This is a genomic window from Enterococcus larvae, from assembly GCF_017830045.1.
Taxonomy (GTDB): domain Bacteria; phylum Bacillota; class Bacilli; order Lactobacillales; family Enterococcaceae; genus Enterococcus_L; species Enterococcus_L larvae.
On the sequence record NZ_JAEDXU010000004.1, the window covers coordinates 324,752 to 342,535 of the forward strand.

General features: G+C 41.7%; 22 protein-coding genes. 10 read left to right on the top strand and 12 right to left on the bottom strand.

All coding sequences use genetic code 11. The features are described from left to right. Positions 1-133: 133 nt before the first annotated feature. Positions 134-433: a DUF2316 family protein gene (locus I6N96_RS10150; protein WP_209557438.1), complete on the bottom strand. Its 300-nt coding sequence runs from the start codon at positions 431-433 to the stop codon at positions 134-136. Between the two features lie 140 nt (positions 434-573). Between I6N96_RS10150 and I6N96_RS10155 the strand changes: the two genes are divergently transcribed. Together I6N96_RS10155 and I6N96_RS10160 are read left to right on the top strand one after the other, a co-directional pair. Further along, a complete protein-coding gene (locus tag I6N96_RS10155) occupies positions 574-1,005 on the top strand; it encodes a MarR family winged helix-turn-helix transcriptional regulator (protein WP_245186917.1) in 432 nt (143 codons plus the stop codon). Positions 1,006-1,052: 47 nt separating this feature from the next. Beyond that, positions 1,053-1,445, top strand: a complete 393-nt coding sequence (locus I6N96_RS10160) for a VOC family protein (RefSeq protein ID WP_209557439.1) — start codon at positions 1,053-1,055, stop codon at positions 1,443-1,445. A 43-nt stretch (positions 1,446-1,488) separates the two neighbouring features. Here I6N96_RS10160 and I6N96_RS10165 read toward each other — a convergent pair whose 3' ends face one another. From I6N96_RS10165 to I6N96_RS10175, 3 genes are all read right to left on the bottom strand, one after another. Next, positions 1,489-2,070 carry a phosphatase PAP2 family protein gene (locus tag I6N96_RS10165; protein WP_209557440.1) on the bottom strand — a complete coding sequence of 194 codons (582 nt, stop codon included), beginning with the start codon at positions 2,068-2,070 and terminating at the stop codon, positions 1,489-1,491. A gap of 214 nt (positions 2,071-2,284) precedes the next feature. Beyond that, positions 2,285-2,893, bottom strand: a complete 609-nt coding sequence (locus tag I6N96_RS10170; protein WP_209557441.1) for a helix-turn-helix domain-containing protein — start codon at positions 2,891-2,893, stop codon at positions 2,285-2,287. 160 nt (positions 2,894-3,053) lie between these two features. Next, positions 3,054-3,656: a DJ-1/PfpI family protein gene (locus tag I6N96_RS10175; protein WP_209557442.1), complete on the bottom strand. Its 603-nt coding sequence runs from the start codon at positions 3,654-3,656 to the stop codon at positions 3,054-3,056. A gap of 311 nt (positions 3,657-3,967) precedes the next feature. Here I6N96_RS10175 and I6N96_RS10180 point away from each other — a divergent pair, with 311 nt between their 5' ends. Together I6N96_RS10180 and I6N96_RS10185 are read left to right on the top strand one after the other, a co-directional pair. Next, the gene (locus I6N96_RS10180) at positions 3,968-5,149 is read left to right on the top strand and encodes an MFS transporter (protein ID WP_209557443.1); all 1,182 of its coding nucleotides are present in this window, start codon (positions 3,968-3,970) and stop codon (positions 5,147-5,149) included. Further along, positions 5,136-5,771 carry a FadR/GntR family transcriptional regulator gene (locus I6N96_RS10185; protein WP_209557444.1) on the top strand — a complete coding sequence of 212 codons (636 nt, stop codon included), beginning with the start codon at positions 5,136-5,138 and terminating at the stop codon, positions 5,769-5,771. Before I6N96_RS10180 ends, I6N96_RS10185 begins: the two co-directional genes overlap by 14 nt. Before the next feature lie 100 nt (positions 5,772-5,871). Here the strand turns inward: I6N96_RS10185 and lacD are convergent, their stop codons facing one another. The 4 genes from lacD to pfkB form a co-directional block, all read right to left on the bottom strand. Beyond that, a complete protein-coding gene (lacD, locus tag I6N96_RS10190) occupies positions 5,872-6,858 on the bottom strand; it encodes a tagatose-bisphosphate aldolase (protein WP_209557445.1) in 987 nt (328 codons plus the stop codon). A gap of 3 nt (positions 6,859-6,861) precedes the next feature. Next, positions 6,862-7,317 carry a fructose PTS transporter subunit IIA gene (locus tag I6N96_RS10195; RefSeq protein WP_209557446.1) on the bottom strand — a complete coding sequence of 152 codons (456 nt, stop codon included), beginning with the start codon at positions 7,315-7,317 and terminating at the stop codon, positions 6,862-6,864. A gap of 62 nt (positions 7,318-7,379) precedes the next feature. After that, positions 7,380-8,786: a PTS fructose transporter subunit IIC gene (locus tag I6N96_RS10200; protein WP_209557447.1), complete on the bottom strand. Its 1,407-nt coding sequence runs from the start codon at positions 8,784-8,786 to the stop codon at positions 7,380-7,382. A gap of 73 nt (positions 8,787-8,859) precedes the next feature. Continuing rightward, on the bottom strand, positions 8,860-9,786 hold the full coding sequence (pfkB, locus tag I6N96_RS10205) for a 1-phosphofructokinase (protein WP_209557448.1): 927 nt from the start codon (positions 9,784-9,786) through the stop codon (positions 8,860-8,862). Positions 9,787-9,997: 211 nt separating this feature from the next. Here pfkB and I6N96_RS10210 point away from each other — a divergent pair, with 211 nt between their 5' ends. Next, positions 9,998-10,753 carry a MurR/RpiR family transcriptional regulator gene (locus tag I6N96_RS10210; protein ID WP_209557449.1) on the top strand — a complete coding sequence of 252 codons (756 nt, stop codon included), beginning with the start codon at positions 9,998-10,000 and terminating at the stop codon, positions 10,751-10,753. Between the two features lie 156 nt (positions 10,754-10,909). Here I6N96_RS10210 and I6N96_RS10215 read toward each other — a convergent pair whose 3' ends face one another. Beyond that, complete coding sequence (locus tag I6N96_RS10215) at positions 10,910-11,311, bottom strand: hypothetical protein (RefSeq protein ID WP_209557450.1); 402 nt, start codon at positions 11,309-11,311, stop codon at positions 10,910-10,912. A gap of 230 nt (positions 11,312-11,541) precedes the next feature. Between I6N96_RS10215 and I6N96_RS10220 the strand changes: the two genes are divergently transcribed. The 3 genes from I6N96_RS10220 to I6N96_RS10230 all read left to right on the top strand — a co-directional run bounded on the left by I6N96_RS10220 (position 11,542) and on the right by I6N96_RS10230 (position 13,919). Further along, positions 11,542-12,264 carry an ABC transporter ATP-binding protein gene (locus I6N96_RS10220; protein ID WP_209557451.1) on the top strand — a complete coding sequence of 241 codons (723 nt, stop codon included), beginning with the start codon at positions 11,542-11,544 and terminating at the stop codon, positions 12,262-12,264. Then, positions 12,257-12,997 (top strand): ABC transporter permease, encoded by a 741-nt coding sequence (locus tag I6N96_RS10225; RefSeq protein ID WP_209557452.1) that lies wholly within the window; start codon positions 12,257-12,259, stop codon positions 12,995-12,997. The genes I6N96_RS10220 and I6N96_RS10225 overlap by 8 nt, the downstream gene beginning before the upstream one ends. Before the next feature lie 88 nt (positions 12,998-13,085). Then, complete coding sequence (locus tag I6N96_RS10230; RefSeq protein ID WP_209557453.1) at positions 13,086-13,919, top strand: MerR family transcriptional regulator; 834 nt, start codon at positions 13,086-13,088, stop codon at positions 13,917-13,919. Between the two features lie 167 nt (positions 13,920-14,086). On the opposite strand, the gene I6N96_RS10235 is transcribed toward I6N96_RS10230, so the two are convergent. The 3 genes from I6N96_RS10235 to I6N96_RS10245 form a co-directional block, all read right to left on the bottom strand. Next, a complete protein-coding gene (locus I6N96_RS10235; protein ID WP_209557454.1) occupies positions 14,087-14,596 on the bottom strand; it encodes a hypothetical protein in 510 nt (169 codons plus the stop codon). Positions 14,597-14,683: 87 nt separating this feature from the next. Then, positions 14,684-15,550, bottom strand: coding sequence for a hypothetical protein (locus tag I6N96_RS10240; protein WP_209557455.1), 867 nt, complete (start codon positions 15,548-15,550; stop codon positions 14,684-14,686). Continuing rightward, positions 15,534-16,082, bottom strand: a complete 549-nt coding sequence (locus I6N96_RS10245; RefSeq protein ID WP_209557456.1) for a sigma-70 family RNA polymerase sigma factor — start codon at positions 16,080-16,082, stop codon at positions 15,534-15,536. The genes I6N96_RS10240 and I6N96_RS10245 overlap by 17 nt, the downstream gene beginning before the upstream one ends. Before the next feature lie 159 nt (positions 16,083-16,241). Between I6N96_RS10245 and I6N96_RS10250 the strand changes: the two genes are divergently transcribed. Further along, positions 16,242-16,826, top strand: a complete 585-nt coding sequence (locus tag I6N96_RS10250; RefSeq protein WP_209557457.1) for a DUF4291 domain-containing protein — start codon at positions 16,242-16,244, stop codon at positions 16,824-16,826. Between the two features lie 78 nt (positions 16,827-16,904). After that, complete coding sequence (locus I6N96_RS10255) at positions 16,905-17,783, top strand: helix-turn-helix transcriptional regulator (RefSeq protein ID WP_209557458.1); 879 nt, start codon at positions 16,905-16,907, stop codon at positions 17,781-17,783. Position 17,784: the final 1 nt, after the last annotated feature.

A 17,784-nucleotide genomic window follows, 5' to 3' on the forward strand; every position in this document is an offset into this window, starting at 1 on the left:
ATAGTATAATACTCGACCAATAGTAAAGAAAAAGCAGGCACTGATTAGTGTCCTGCTTTTTCTTTACTATAAAACTGAATAAACGGCGTTTGAAGCTCTTTCTATTCAACATAGCCGTCCGGACTGTCGAAGTTCAACGTATTTTTTTTCGATCGATTTTTTTCGCATTTAAAAACCAATAATCATGATAGTCTCCAACTAATGCTGAAAATGGAATCGGTTCTTTGCCTAGCTCCATGATTTTTTCGGTCAGATAATTTTTCACGATCCAAGGATCTTCAATAGAGCGGCTGGATAACTGTAAAATCTGTTCAATTGTTGCTGTATCCGTATGCAGATCCAATGCGATCTGTTCTGTCGTCAATCCTGTCAACGCAACATTCTCCTTGAATTCTTCAATCGTATTTTCTTGTTGCTCCACTGTTAATGACATAGGGCATTCTCCTTCCAAAGCCCAAAAGTTGTAAATACAACTTTTAGATATACACATAATAATACGATAAAATATAGTTGTCAACTTAAAGGTTGTGATTTAAACTATTCGAAGAACAAACAATTAAATTCGAGGTGGTAATGATGACATTCGGAATGGAAAACAGTCTTTCAGAGCAACTCTACTCAATCAATAATTTGCAGCAGGAATATATTCAGCATCGCTTGAAAAGAATCGATCTCAATACTCAACAGGCACGTACACTCAATTATATTTTTTCAAACTCAGGTACGATTCAAAAAGAGCTGGCAATCTACCTTGGAAAGCAGGATGCAACTATCACGAATCTGCTGAAGACCTTGGAAAAAAAACACTATATCACACGAGAAATCCCTGAAAATAATGAGCGTCAGAAAAAGCTCTATTTAACAGATAAAGGTATTACCGCCGTTCAAGAGATCCAAGCCATCTTCATTGAACTGGAGGAGGCACTTTCCAGCCTTCTCACAAAATCAGAGCAAGCGACAACAAAGCAGCTTCTAAAAAAAATCCAACAGCATTTTCCTAAATAGGAGCTAACTACGTACAAAAATAGAGTCTATAATGGAGGTCCTCGGCGATGACATTTGTTCATCATATTTGCATTCAAACCAATGATTATGAAAAATCACTGGCTTTCTATCAACATATTGGATTCACTCTGACGGAAGAAACACCGAATTTTCATGGCAGAAGCTATAACTCATGGCTGCAGCTAGGCTCGTTCTATATCGAGCTGCAAACTGGAAAAAGAGAATTATCCCGCCACGAAAACAAGGAGTATACAGGAATTGCCCATGTCTGTCTTTGGGTGGAAAATCTTGAACAGTTCATTCAAAACAGTAACTTACCTGAACAAGTATTTATCAAGAAAAATGGAGCTATCATCTATCATGTTGCCAATGGTTCACTATGCAAGGCTGCAGCACCGGAAGGCACGATCATTGAGTTCAGGGATAACAAAGGGATTTAGCCCCGCCTTATCTATCGGCTAAAGAGATAACTTTTTTATCCTTTCAGCTCCCTAAAATTTTATTTTCAATTCCTGTAATAAAGTCAACTACCTTTTCTAAAAACGCCGAATCCTTCATCAAATAATAACAGCAGCTTCCCACAACAATTGCGATCCCTGCACCGGCTGCTACATCGGAAGGGTAATGCACACCTACAAAAATTCTAGATAAGCCGGCTGTTATTGCCGCAAGAAGATAGAAGTAACGTCCCTTGCTCTTTGTATAAAGAAACAAAACAATCATAAAGCTGAAGATCAGAACTGTATGGTCACTGGGAAAGCTGTTACCGACCTCCTTTTCGATCAGCTGATGGACATTTGATAATGCCGCAAACGGCTGGACATGCTCGTACAGTTTTCCTACCAATTTCGCTATAATTTCCGAAAAAATAAAGGATATGATCGAAATCAACAGCATGACACGATACGCCGAATCCCTTCTTTTTTGAAACCATTTCACAATCAGAAAAACTGCTAAAAAAACTGGAAAATATGTTGCTATGATGGTACCGACCGTATCAAGTCCGGAAAATTGATTGGCCCAGTTATTTATTCCTCGAAACAATTGTATATCTATCGCATTCATTTTTTTCACCTCTGATTTTTTATCCCCTTATGTTTCGTTTAATTGTTATTCAATAGGTATAGATCCTATTGGATAACACGTTCACTCCTTCCAAATACGTTTAAGGGGTACAGCTTCATTATTTGTTCTCTTTGTCTGATCCACAAGAAACGAATCGTATCAATAGAAAAAAGCCCTGATACTTTTCGTATCAAAGGCTCTGTTACTGGTTTTATCATTTTCTTGTTTTTATCAGTAAAATAATTTTTATTATGAAGATCATGAACAGGTAGGCTGTCACATACGGCAGCTGTGCTTGAGAAAATAACAAAACTGTCATTGTATGGAGGATAAGAGAAGCCTCTCTCCCCCGTTTCATCAACTGACTCTTCTTCAACAAATAAGCGAACAGCTCGACTGCCCCAAGTATCCCGATCATGATAAACACAATTAGAAAAATAATCCCTCTCGTCGTTGTCAGCTCTGAAGAAAAGGCCAAGGATACCATACGAATGATCTCTCCATCTCGTTGACCAAACAACGGAAGAAACAGACATAAAAAGATCAGAAAATCCAGCATGGCATACACCAGACTTAAAGTTTCCAGTCGATCATTCCGCGTCTCCGTTTCTGCCACAAGAAGCAGCTCTTTATTGGACAACAAATCATCGATGGAAACTGAAAACAACTGAGAGATATTCTTCAACGAATCAATATTGGGGTACCCTCTCCCGCTCTCCCATTTTGAAACAGCAGTTCTTGAGACAAACAGCTTTTCTGCCAACTGCTCCTGTGTCCAACCTTGTTCGTTTCTTAGCTGTTTCAGCTTTTCATTTAGTTCCATGCTGTCTCACCACTTTTCTTCCTTCATCCCGTCAGTATGTATATAGTATCATTTGCTTTGCCGACCCGTAAAGTTTAGAACGATCTTGAAAAAAGCTGACAATAGAAAAAAACAGCCCATGCTTCTGACTGCTAATTCTTCAAATCATGACCTGAACTAATCAGGATTCATAGTAACCTTTTTTCTGAAGCAGGTACCATTCCTCAATTTCCTTCTTTGACCAGTCCTCAAAGCTCGCCATGATGGCAGCAGAAAACTCCAATGTAGAAGTGCCATTTGCGGTTATAAACTGACCATCACGAACACACTGCTTCTCTAGATAGAGGGACGAACCTGAGTACTCCGGACACTGACTAGCTATGTATTCCCATGAATTCCCTCCATGCTTGACTTCATTCAAATAAGCATAGGAAGCTAAAAATGTTACCGCATCACAAATTGCTGCAATCGTACTTCCTTGTGCAAGGCATTCGTTAACAAGTGCCTCAACAATTGCCTCTTTATACTTCGTCTCTGCCCAGAATGTGCCGCCACAAAGCAATAGCATGTCCATTTTCCGATTTTCCTTACGTATCTGTTCCATGTATTCCTCAATTGTATAATCAACGGTCACTGGCAAACCACCCATACTGATCACTGTTTTCTCTAAACCAATATAAGTAACACGAAACGCTTCACTACGCTTGTTCAATTCAGGGCAGATAAACGCGATTTCCCAATCCGCATAATTTTTTGTAAGTAGTACAGTAATTTCTTTTTTCATAATAATCCCTTCCTTTCAATACAATGATAGCAAACAAATACTGACAACAGTCTGTCAACATTACAAGAAAAGTTTATATAAATCCGTTTAAATAAATGGCCACTGCTTCTAATTCCTTTGCTATACACTTTGTACAGCGGTCACTTTTCGTGTGATGAATCTTTAATAGAATTCGTATAGATTTTCTATTAAGAAAGCCTCTTTGATACTCCTTTATCAAACCGAGTCGACGTAAGCTTGCATTTCTCCCTCCACAAATGATATGATGTATAAAAAGTCGTCATATGATTTTTGGTTATAAGGAGAGTTTCATGAATAAGAATTTAAAAAATGTTCTATTGATATTTATTGTTTCATTCAATTTACGACTGGGGATATCCAGCGTACCGCCGCTTATTGCTGCTATCAAATCGACGCTTCAGCTTACTAATTTCAAGGTTAGTCTGCTGACCAGTGTACCTGTGATCTGCATGGGTCTCTTTGCATTTTTCATCAGTCGCTTTCAAAGGCGCTTTGGTCGACGTGTCGGCATATTAGGGTTACTGATGCTGTTAGGCCTTGCTACCTTGAGTAGAATTTTTGTACAGAGTTATCTTGGATTGCTGAGCAGTGCACTTCTCATCGGTTTTTCCGTTGCAATTACCGGGCCCTTATTGTCCGGATTCATCAAGGAGGAGTTTCCCAACAAATCTGGTTTGTTGATCGGCATCTACTCTCTGGGAATGGGGCTGGGCTCAGTAAGTGCTTCAAGCATGACGAGTTGGCTGACAAGTAATTTTTCTGATAACTATTCTGTTGCTCTAGGTATTTGGGGAGTACCCGCTCTTTTAACGGCAATTATTTGGTTTCTCTATGCACCAAAAGAGGACAATAAAGGAGGGAACAAAGAAAATCAACAGGAGCCTTTCCCTCTGAAAGACAGCAGCGTTTGGAAGATGATTCTTTTCTTTGGTGTACAGTCGGGGATTTTTTATGGTCTGATTACATGGATCACTGAATTTTTCAGATTCAAACAGATTTCTTCTGCCCACAGCATTTTATTACTGACGACATTCACCAGTGTTCAGATGCTCTGCAGCTTCCTTATCCCTGCATTGATGGACAAGTATGGGAAAACCAGCAGCTGGATCATGTTTTGTTCTCTGTGTACAATGCTTGGCTCAGTTTTACTTATAGTATTTTCTATCGAAACTATGTATGCTATCGGTGTGATTCTGCTGGCCATCGGAACAGGAGGCTTCTTCCCAATAGCGATGCTGTTTCCTATCCAAGCAACACAAACCCCTGATGAAGCCAGTCTTTGGACAGGTGTGACGCAGTCCTTCGGCTATATCATTGGCGGCTTGCTCCCAATATTCATGGGTGTTATCATTGATTTGACCAATAATTACAACAGCCTGACCTATCAAATCATCATTGGCAGCCTACTTCTGGCATTGGTCGGGGGAAATCTAGCAAAAAAATTGGAGTTGACGACAAATGACAGACACTAAAAGAAACCTGGTAAACGAGACGATCTCAGAATTGATTATTTACATCAATAACAAGGAGCTTCCTGTAGGGACAAAGCTGCCTAATGAAACCATCTTGGCTTCTACTCTCAATGTTGGACGTTCTACGCTGAGAGAGGCTGTCAAAATTCTTGCATTCTCCAATGTGCTTGATGTCCGACATGGCTCAGGCACATATATAAAAAATCTGGCTTATACAGGAGATTATTCTTCTGATGAACTATTAACTGCTCGAGAAATGCTGGAAACTCAGGCTGTGACCTCGATCATCACGTATGGATTCGACCCGGAAGAGATGCTGACACTGAAAGAGAAACTATTTCTAAGAAATCAGTTGTTGGCGAATGGGAAATTTTCCGAATATGTCACTGCCGATTTAGCTTTCCATCAAAAAATAATCGAGCTGGCTAAAAATCCTTTTCTAGCTAAGTGGTATGAGGAAATCAAACCTGAATTGAAAACCTATCTTAGCGGACAAGTCCTAAAACTGAAGGATTATGCGGATAATACAGAAATCCATAATGACCTTTATCAGGCATTGATCGATGGTAACAAGGAACAAGCGGTAAAATTAGTTAAACAGAATAGTTACAGTGAGAAATGAGTGACATCTTCTTCAATGACAACTAAAAGCTGCTCTACTCACACATAAAAGAACACAGGATCGCATTCTTTACAGAATACTTTCCTGTGTTCTTCTCAATTTATTTCATCTTCAGCTTATCAAACCATGAAGCGGCAGTTTCAGCCAGCACTTCATTCAGCTCTTCGATGTTCTTTCTACCTTCTTTTTGCAGCCAAGAAATTGCTGCTGCTTCTCCTGATACAGCATAAGGCTCGACACCTTGCGCCCAAGTCGCTCGTCCACACAATACGCCATTGAAGGTCGATCCCGCTTCTTTGGCAAATCGAAGCGTTTCACGAAACAGCTGTGAGCTAACGCCGGCACTCAGAAAGATGAAGGGCAGATCAGTTGCGTCACTCTGCTCCTTGAAATAGGCCAACGCTTCTTCACGAGTGTAACAGACAGTGTCACCATAGCCTTCTACCTTATTCATGTTTACCGGCACTTCCACCTTTAAAACATCTACGTTATAGCGCGGATCAGAAAATTCCTTCATCATCTCAATCACTTTTTTTGGTTTGATTTTCGCATATGCTTCACTGCTGGAATCGGTCATTTCAGCATCGTAAGAAACCAGCTCAAGGAAAAACGGCAGTCCTTCTGCGACACATTCGGAACCAATCCTTTCCATATATGCCTTCTTTTGCTCATTGATCGCTTGTGCCTCGTCCACATCATAATATAATAGGAACTTACAAGCATCTGCTCCAGCTTCCTTCAAACGCTTGACTGACCAAACATCCAAGCTGTCCGGCAGACGACCGGGCACCGTTGTATCATAGCCGGTTTTTTCATAGGCCAGCAACAAACCACACGATGCAGCACGAGCCTGAGATGCCGGTAACCCATACTCAGGATCTAACAGAATTGATGTAGCGTAAGGGGTCAGCTCTTGCGATACCAGACGTTTGAACTCTTCGATATCCTTTTGCTCAGCAGGCTTTCCTTCTGCTTGAAACATCTTTTTCAAGGCTCCTCTTTGATCGATCGCTAAAGCACCGATAACCCCCTGAGCATTCGCTGTGTTTTTCAATTTTTCATATTTTTCCTGACTGATTGTTCTCATCTTCTACTCTCCATCCAAATATTTTGTAAACAGCTCACATAACGCTTCTGACGTCTGTGATGCGGCAAACTGCTCCTTGAACTCCTGCTTCATCAGCATTCGGGCAATTTTAGACAGCAGCTGCAGATGTGTTGTACCCGCTTCGCCATCTGGAATAAATAGCGCAATTGCGTAACGAATCGACTGTCCATCTAAACTATCCCACTCCACACCTTCCGTAAAGCTGACGATCATAACACTTGGCGTTGTAATCGCTGCACTTTTAGCATGTGGGATCGCAAAACCATCCATCATACCAGTTGTTCCTTCCGATTCTCTCAGCTCCAATGCTTCAAGTACCGGTTGAGCAGAAGCAGCAATAGTCAATTCCACCGCCTTCTCTGCGAGAAACTGGAAGACAGCTTCTCGACTAGCGTGTGTCTGATTTAAAAATATATGGTCTTTTGTGATCATGCTCATACTATTCCTCCTGAAAGTCATTTCTCTAACACACTTGAAATACGCCAATGTACCTGTTGCATTTATGCAGCAGCTTTCTCAACTCTGCGCTTTTGAATCAACCCTAAAATCACACCGCCAACAAGTGAACCGGCTAAAATGGCAATTACCCAAAGCAGACCGTGAGTCACAACAGGCAGTACCAGAAAACCTCCATGAGGTGCAGGCACCTGAACCTTGAACATATAAGTCAATACAGCAGCTATTGAAGAGCCCAGCATCATTGTCGGCAGCACACGAATCGGATCTTTTGCCGCAAACGGGATTGCCCCCTCCGTGATATGGGTACTGCCCAAAATAATATTGACCAATCCGGCATTTCTATCATTCGTATCAAAATATTTTCCAAATAAAATCACTGCAACGCCTGTAATCAAAGGGGGTGCAATACATGCTGCTGAAACGCCCGCCATGAAGCTGGTATTTCCTTCTGCCAGTAGTGCTGTACCTGTTACATAAGCAGCTTTGTTGATTGGTCCACCCATATCAAAAGCACACATACAGCCGACAATGACGCCTAGGATCAATGGGCTTGAATTTTGGAAACCCGCCAGAAAATCCATCATCGCCTGATTGATCGATGACATCGGTTCAGAAACCAGTGTCATGATCATCCCTGTGATAAAGACACCTAATACCGGATAAAGGAAAATGGCTTTTAGTCCGTCTAAAGATTTTGGCAATGAGCTGAATAATTTCATCAATCCAAGAATCACGTATCCTGCTAAGAATCCGGAAACAATTCCTCCAAGAAAGCCTGTCCCGCCATTCGAAGCAACGAGCCCGCCGACAAAACCTACAACTAAGCCTGGGCGTTTGGCGATTCCTTCTGCGATAAACGCTGATAGGATCGGTACCATCATCCCCATAGCCAGACCACCGATATCCTTCAGCTGTGCCGCAAATTCATTGTATTGGCTGCTGCTCGGATCTGCTGAATAGATCCCAAACAAGAAAGAAATAGCAATCAAAACCCCACCGCTGACCACAAAAGGCAGCATATGAGAAACGCCGTTCATCAAATTTTTATAAATGCTGTGTCCAATTCCTGTAGAACTCTTTGTCTCAATAGTTTTGCTTGTGTCATCGTTTTTTGTCCCAGTTCCTTTTCTGATTGTACCTTTTCCTGCCAATGCGTCTTCAATCAGCTGATCCGGTTCTTTGATTCCTTTGCTTACAGAAACTTCGATTACTCGTTTTCCTGCAAAACGCTCTGCCTGTACATCCTTATCGGCTGCGATGATCACCGCATCTGCCGCAGCAATTTCTTCGTCCGTCAGTGCATTCTCTATTCCGACCTGTCCATGCGTCTCGACCTTGATCGTCACACCTTTTCTTTTCGCAGCCTGCTCCAATGCCTCCTGTGCCATATACGTGTGGGCAATCCCTGTCGGACAACCTGTTGCCGCAACTATTTTGTAACTACTCATTACTTTTTCCTCCCTCTTATTGTTGATGCGATCCTCTTCCTACTTAACTAACTTTCTCCCTTGATAAATGCTCTCATAATCTTCTGATCTGTATCTGTCGACCCAACGCTTCTACATCTGATAAATCTGTCAATCCTTTTTGAAAGGCTGTCGAACTGGCGGCAGCTAAGCTATAGGCCAAATTATCTTCCACAGGTATTTCCTTCAAATAATTTCCGATGAAGCAACCCAATAACGTATCGCCGGCACAGGCAGTATTTACTACTTTTCCCTTTGGCGCATTCCCGTGAAATACTGCATCCTCTGTTATATACAGACCGCCCTCGCTGCCAAGGGATACCAATACATGCTGGGCGCCCTCTGCAACAAGCTGTTTTCCGTAAATAATGCACTCCTCAAAGGTTAGCGTCTCCTTGCCAAACCATTCTGCCAGCTCATCTTCATTCGGCTTCAGTAAAAATGGATGATAGGGCAAGCAATCCAATACATTTTGATAACTGGTATCAATAATTAAATGAACACCATTTTGTGCTGTCAGCTTACCAATTTCTCGAAAAATCTCCGGCTCTACCCCCTGCGGCAAACTTCCTGAAATACACAGGTAGCTGCCTGCAGGGATTTTCCGAACCTGTTCCAGTAATCGACTGATTTTTTCTTTTGGGATATTCGGCCCTTTATTCACCAGTTTGTATTCACTTTTCGGATGATTGACCTGTGTAAACACATTGATTCGAGTCATCCCTTCCACCTCTACAAAATCTGTTTGAATCTCTTTTTCTATTAAAAACTGATTGATATAGGCCCCAGTGAAGCCAGCACTAAAACCAAGTGCTGTGCTGGTCAACCCCAGTTGTTTCAAAATCAGTGACACATTGACGCCTTTCCCATTCGCTTGAATGTCATCATCGACACTTCGATTTACGACATCCGGCTGCATTGTATCTGTTTCGATAAATAGATCGATTGCCAGATTCATCGTGCAGGTATATATTGCTGCCATCGTATCCCCTTCCTCCTGTCTCTTTCTTGCTTTTATTATGCTACAGAAATTTCGGAAAATGTTTTCTAAAACGGTACGGATCGATGAAAACTTTTACAAAATAAAAAAAGAAGGTACAATACCTTCTATAAAGACAAATCATTCTATCGTGTTTTTGATCCACGATACACAGCAGCATCATTTTATCTACCAATGAAAGAGGAGAAAAACTATGAGTGCCCAACTAAGCGAAACGGAAAAATATCTCTGGCAGTTTATTCAGGAAAATATTGAACAGATTCCCTCCTACTCAATCGTTAAGCTAAGCGAGGAAGCCAATGTATCTACTGCTACTATTGTTCGAACTATGAAGAAAAAGGGCTATGAGGGCTTTACTTCCTTTAAGCACTCCCTAAAAGATCAGGCAAACACAGCAGTCAATTTTTCAGTCGTTGAAAAAGTAGATAATGAAATAAAAAAGGCAATCCTGAAAAACGAACAGGAGGTCATTCGCTCGATCAATATGATCGACAGCGGCGTGATTGAAGATGTTGTTCAAAAATGCTACTCAGCAAAACGCATCGTCATCTTCGCCCGCGGCTTCTCTGAGCTGATAGCCGAAGAGATGATGGTCAAATTCCAGCTTGCCGGAAAATATTCGCAAATGCACACCGATCCAAATATCATCAAAAGTATCAGTAAAAAGCTGGATAAGGACGATTTTGTGATTTTTGTTTCTCTAAATGGGGAAACACCTGAATTGGTTATTGCTGCACAGAATTGCTACGATCAGGAAATCAGTACCTTGACGATTTCCGCCAATCGAACAAGTCAGCTGGTCAACCTGTCAGAGCTGGCATGTATCGGTTTTAAATCCGAGGGCTCTTACTTTCCAGATTATGAAGTTCGCTCTCGACTCCCCTTATCTGTCATTGCCAGAATCCTGCTGGATGCCTATGCAATCCGCAGCCAAAAATCAATGTACTGAACGAGATGAAAAAAAGAGTGTCAGACAATCATCAAAACAGACATTGTCTGACACTCTAAGCACGAATACATGGCGAGCCAAAAGCTGCTCCCTCGGAATTACGCTGAAGGAGCAGCCCGTTTTCGGCTCAGCCTCTTTTTTTATTTCCAACTATTGTTACACACGATTTTTCTCCTTTTTAAATGAACATAAGATGCTCCATTTATTTTGATGATGCACAGTAAAATCCTGTTGGTCCATTTCTTTGATTGCCATGATCTGCCTCATGACTCCCTCTGCATCCATTACACTGTACGCCGGAAGGTCGATCATATCCACATAGGTCGTTTTGCCATATAGATAAGCCAACCGCGGAATCAGTTCTCTATTTGGATAACCCACCAATACAACATCTGCCGAGACAAACCGCTGCTTCATTTCCGAATAAGACGAAACCATCAGCTCAATTTCTCTACTCTCTTCCAACAACCCAACCAGCTTCTCATATAAAACTTTGACTATATCAAAGCCTGCGTTTTTTTCATCTTCCATAAGTAGGACACGTATTTTCTTAGTCATCCTTCAGCCATCCTTTCATATTTTTATGCAACTATATGAGCAACGACGCTCATCTCAATCTTCTCGAAACACCTGTATAATCACAGTTTAAAGGTTAGAGTCAACTTTAAGTCAACAGTTTACCCTCAAAAAATTAATTTTCCTCTTCGTTTTTCTTAAAAAAGTTTATAACTCTCCTTGACCCTCCCGCTAGGGGAGGATATATGCTCTTACTGAGAGGAGGAATTCTAATGAAAAATCACATTATTGTTAACGACTTAGTCAAAAAAATAGGGGATCGCACAATTGTTGATCAGCTCTCATTTTCCGTATCCAAAGGACAGGTTTTTGGATTGCTTGGCTCGAATGGGGCTGGAAAGACCACAACGATCGAATGTATTTTAGGCATCAAAAAATTCAATAGCGGGCAGGTTGAGATACTTGGGGAGGCCCCTGGAAAAAATCGTAAGACACTGTTTCAGAAAATCGGTGTTCAGCTGCAGGCCTCTAGCTATCAGAACAATATCAAGGTGGCCGAGCTATGCGAAGAGATTGCTGTTTTATACGATCATCCGAAAGATTACAAAGAACTACTGGAGACCTTTCATCTCTCCCACTATGAAAAGCAACCGGTTGAAAAATTATCTGGTGGTGAAAAACAAAAGCTATCGATCATTCTTGCTTTGATCCCTAATCCTGAAATCATTTTCTTAGATGAGCTGACTACCGGCTTGGACACAGAAGCTAGGAGAGAAGTTTGGGGAATCTTGAAGAAACTAAAAGCATCTGGTATCACGATCTTTCTGACCACTCATTACATGGAAGAAGCAGAGGCACTTTGTGATTACCTTTATCTGATCAATCGAGGAAAAAAAGTGATTGAAGGAACAGTTGCAGAATTGATCGAACAAAGCGGAGCCTCTACTTTGGAGGATGCGTATCTATATCATATGGAGGGTGTAAGCTATGCGTAAATTTCTAACATTAGTCAAAATCGAAGGAAAGCTGGGCCTACGTTCTCTGGATGGTGTACTCTTTGGTATCGGTATGCCGCTGGGAATCCTCGTACTTATTTCTTTTATCGCCGGCAATCAGCAGGTCGCAAACGGCGATTATACTTTTTTAGACAGCAGCTTCAGCTCCCTGCTTGCAGTCGGGATTTGTGCCACTGCATTTATGGGGATACCATTGACAATTTGTGACTATCGCGATAAAAAGATATTGAAGCATTATTGTGTGACTCCTGCCAGTCCGACCTTAATCCTGACGGTTCAGTTTTTCGTCGGCACGCTAACGGCTGTTGCTTCTGCACTTACGATCATTTTTACCGCAACGGTTTTTCTAGGCTATCAGATGAATGGCAGCTGGCTGCTATTGATTGGTGCGTACTTCTTGGTTATGCTTTCTATGTACAGTATCGGTATGCTGATCGCCAGTCTATGCCCAACACTGAAAATCGCTAATCTGGTCTGCACCTTTGTCTATTTTCCAATGTTGTTTTTATCCGGAGCAGTCATTCCCTTTGAGCTATTTCCAAAGGCTTTCCAGAATGTCGCAAGCGTCCTGCCTCTGACACAGGGGATCAAGCTGTTAAAATCGATCACACTAAATGAACCGATTGGAAATCCGCTGATGATCATCTTATTGATGGTTACCATCACCTTGATTTGCGGTTCACTAGCCATCAAGCTGTTTCGTTGGGAATAACAACTATACGCTGATTCCCCGATTTTCGGGGATCAGCTCAATAAATTAACCTACAAATCAAATAGAGTAATAAGAAAGGGGATCATCTATGAATCTCGAATGCAAGAAAGAAGAGGAAAAGCTTTACCGTATCGGCATGTTCTCCCGTATGAATCACGTCACCATCAAAGCTCTGCGGCACTACGATGACGTTGGTCTTTTAAACCCCCAGTTCATCGATCCGGAAAACGGCTACCGTTATTACAGCTCCAGCCAACTGCCTGTACTTCATCAGCTGATTGCGTTGCGAAAAATCGGCTTCTCGTTAGATGAGATCAAACAGGCACAAAGCGGTACTCATGAAGAAAATCTTCTGAAAAGGAAAAAGCAGCAGCTAATGAAAGAAATCGCTGATCGAATGACGATGCTCTCTTTACTGGAAGGCTATGTCCAGACGAAGGATGAAGAAACAGCCTATCATCCAGTCATCAAGGAGCTGCCTGAAGTCACTGTTGCTGCAATGCGTATTCAGCTGCCTAATTACGGCGCATTATTTTCTCATGTACCGGCAATGGGTGCGGAAATGGAGCAACTGGGCTGTGAATGTATCGAGCCCGGCTATTGCTTCAATATCTATCATGACGGCGAATACCGAGAAGAAGATATTGATGCGGAAATCTGTGAAGCTGTTGTTGAGAAGAAGGAAGACAGCGAAAGAATTACCTTCAAAGAATTTCCAAAAGTCGATACAGCCATCTGTGTTCTCCATCAAGGTGCCTACGAAGGCTTTCCGAAGGCCTATGCTGCTGCGATTCGTTTTATTGAGACAAACGGCTATGAAATCATTGGCGCGCCTCGAGAGCATTACATCGATGGTTTATGGAACAAAGACACCGAGGAAGAATGGCTGACAGAAATTCAATTCCCCGTTCAGAAAAATTAGAAAAAACACTTCGAGTCGCCTGATTTATTCACGACTCGAAGTGTTTTTTTCACATTTGTAAAAACTATCCTATTTTACGATTTCAACCGGCTGCAGCATTGATTGGCGTTCTTCCTTGTGATCGTATTCATCATAGGGATTAAAAAGTATCCTGCTCCCTTGCCAGCTTAGCTGATAGGTCGCCTGCAGCGTTGGAACTCTTCATGGAATATGTCCCCAATCAACGTATAGATACTCCCTGTATCGGCTCCCTTGACATTTTCGAGGGTTTCGCCTGTTTGTCTGTCTATAGTTATCATTTTCCGTTCCGTTTCAGTAAACGTATGGAGCGTTGCAAATGTAGTCGACGCGAAACCTTCTTCCCCTGCTTCCGAGTGCATGTCTACTACAATCCACTTATATTTCATCAGATCTTCCTTCGTTACCTGCGCTCCATGCTCAATTTCGATTGGGCGTACAGCAGCTGTCCCAGCAACAGTTGGTTCTTCGACCGCACTTGTTTCTGCTTTTTCCGGTAAAGCAAATGGTTTCTTCGCTACCTTATTCAGCTTTGCTCCCGGTCCGCTTTCCTGACCGGCATCTGCTGAATTATTCATGGTATACAACAAAACAGTACCGCCCATCAATACAACACTAACTCCTAAAACTACCCACTTCCCAATTGTTCGTTTCATCATTGTCACTCTCCTCGTTTACTGATCCGCGGCAGAAAATAGCCACTTCATTAGAATAGTGCCGAAAACAACCGAAATGGTTTCAACTTTTTATTTTCTAGGCTCCAGAACCATTTGCCGCTCTTCCTTATGGTCATTTGCATCTGATGGCCAAAAAACAAGCCTGTCGCCATCTCTATAGATATGATAACTCGAATGAAGCCCGCCTATCGCATCATAAGTAATTTGTATTTCATTACCATTGACTGTATACGTACCAAAAATCACCGTGTCATTATCATCCAGAGTATTTTTCAATATCGCAGCATCAAAAGTCAAAATACTGAAAGCCTCATCATCATCGCCCTCCATCATCCATTCATGAGCAATTAAATCAGGAGCTGTCTCAGTCTCCAACGCATCCACGTCTGCCTGTGTATATCTCTTTACAATAATCGGCTCCAGCACTATCTTCTCTGACTCATCCTCTACTGGTGTCAAAGTAATAGCTTGACCTTCCTTAGTCAGTGTATAAGAATATTGAATCGTCTCTGTCGAATCAAATAACTGCAATGTATCCCCCACAATCGTATAGCCATAAAATACCGACTCCTGATTTAGTGCTTTCACCTGCACTTCACCAACTGAAAAAGAATAAAAGGTTTCATCTGCTGTCCGCCAATTATACGCTGATAGTTCTCCTCTGCTTATCATAGGTTCGGTTACTGTTGAAGAAACTGTAGTAAGCAAGTCGTTCGGTTTAGATGTTTCTGGTTTCAGCATAGTGACACGTACCAAAATCAAGATACTGGCCACCGCTGCCAATGTCACACTGATCTCAACCCACAAGCCAGCTCGCCTTGGTTTAGCTGCAGGTGCCGCTTGAAGCCCGCGAGCCAATGCTCGCTGAACTTCATTTTTTGGAACGCTGATCTGATCAACGGCTTTTCGAAAAAGTTCTTTATCTTGATCTGTCATAATAATCCTCCCCCAGTATTTTACGAAGCTGTTCACGCCCTCGTTTCAAATTTGTTTTGACTGTCCCTTCTTTCAGCTCCAATAATTGACCAATCTCCCTGACGGAAAAATCCTGATAATAATACAGCTGCAGCACCAATCGATACTTATCCTCCAACATCATGACCGCCTTCAGTATATCTATGGAAGTACTATCCGTAAATATAAGGCCTGCTCGATCCACCCATTCCTGATTTCCCTCAACTAACACTTCATGCTGTCTATTCTTGAACAGCTTCCCAGTTTGGCGAATCATGATCTTACAAAACCATGTTAAAAAATAGTTTGGTTCTTTCAGCGTACGGATTGCATCAACTGATTGTGCCGCTGCCTCCTGCAAAATATCCAGTGCATCCTGTTGATTGCCTGTATAAATATAGGCCATCTTATAGATATACGCCTGATTTTTTTCTAAAATGAGGCCCAACGCCTCTTTGTCTCCTTTAATTGCCCTTTTCACCCAAACGATTTCTTCATTTTTGCTGTTCCCCATTTTTTTCACCCCTTTACTATAATAGTGCCGAAAAGTTCGCGATTGGTTTCAATAAATTTATTTTTTTTCTGACACAGGATACGCTGTTTAAACAACGCTTTTCAAGTCGCATCGTCTACTATACAATAATGATAACAACTTTTTTACAGGAGAAAAATCATGGAGAAAAAAATTTATGCATCTTTTGATGCGCAGACCATTCGTGTTTATCAAGCATATAATCATACAATTGCTGACGAGGCCATTAAACTTGGACATTTCGGTCCGCATTTCAAAATGGAGCGAATGACTTGGATCAAGCCGTCCTTTCTTTGGATGATGTATCGGGCTGGATGGGCATCGAAAGAAGGACAGGAGCGGATACTCGCAATTGACCTATCGATTGAAGGGTTTCGCGAAATCCTTCAGGGAGTTGTTTTATCAACTTACAATAAAGAAATTTATCAGACGGATGAAAATTGGCGGGAGAAGGGGAAACAGGCTTTAGTTAGATGTCAATGGGACCCGGACAAAGATATCTACTCTCAACCAATGGAAAGAAAAGCGATCCAGCTTGGACTACGTGGGGAAATGGTGGAAAAATATGTCCATCAATGGACAACGAAAATCACAGATATCACAGCCGAAGTTCGTGAAGCTAAGAAACTGTTGGGTACAGGGGATATAGGAAAAATAGACCTGCCGACGGAGACAGAATTTCCACTTACAGCTGCTGAAAAGAAAATCCTAGGCATCACTAAATAATTTTCCATTAAGCTCTTGTTGATTATTTTCGATGTTCAGCAGGCAACGGTTTAAATAAATGAACTATAACGAGGTGATATGATGCAAATCAATCGAATGCTGGAAACCGTATTGATCCTTTTATACCGCAAGAAAACTACTGCCAAAGAACTGGCAGAACGCTTCGAGGTCTCTTCTCGCACGATTTACAGAGATATCGATGCGTTAAGCCTTTCCGGAATCCCGGTTTATTCCATCAAAGGAAAAAACGGCGGAATTTTTTTAGACGATTCCTTTACATTGGATCAAGCATTACTTAACGGGTCACAGCAGGAAGATCTTTTTTTAGCACTCAACCTCCTAAAATCCTTAGGAATTCTGGAAACAGATAAGCTCCTGCATAAATTTGAATCTGTCTTCCAGTTGAAAGACTGGATTGAAATCAGCCTGCCTTCCTCGCTCCCTGACGGAGACGATACCTTTTCGATAGTGAGAAAAGCTGTTTTGCTGACAAGAAAAGTGACATTCATTTTCTACAGCAAGCACGGTCAGACGATGCTGCTGACTGTCGAGCCGCTAAAAATCATTTTTAGAGGGCAATCATGGTTTCTGCTTGCACACCTTTCAGAAGAACAGCAATACCGCCTTTTCCCAATAGAGAGTATCAAATCTGTTCAGCTGCTGGATGAAAGTTTTCATCCAGAATTACCCGAGGATATCGACGCCTTAGTTGATACCTTCCAAGTCACATTGCAATTCAGCAAACGGATCGCCTATAATCTTTATGATCGCTTTTTCCACGAAAAAGCTACGGTCAATGCGGACAACAGCTATAATATTACCTTTGAATTTTCCCGAATCGACGATCTCTACAGCTTTCTGCTCCCCTTTGGAAAAAATGTTCGAATCATCGAACCGGAATGGGTCAAAGAAACGGTTTGTGCTCATGCCAAGTATTTTTTAGAAAACAATTTATAAT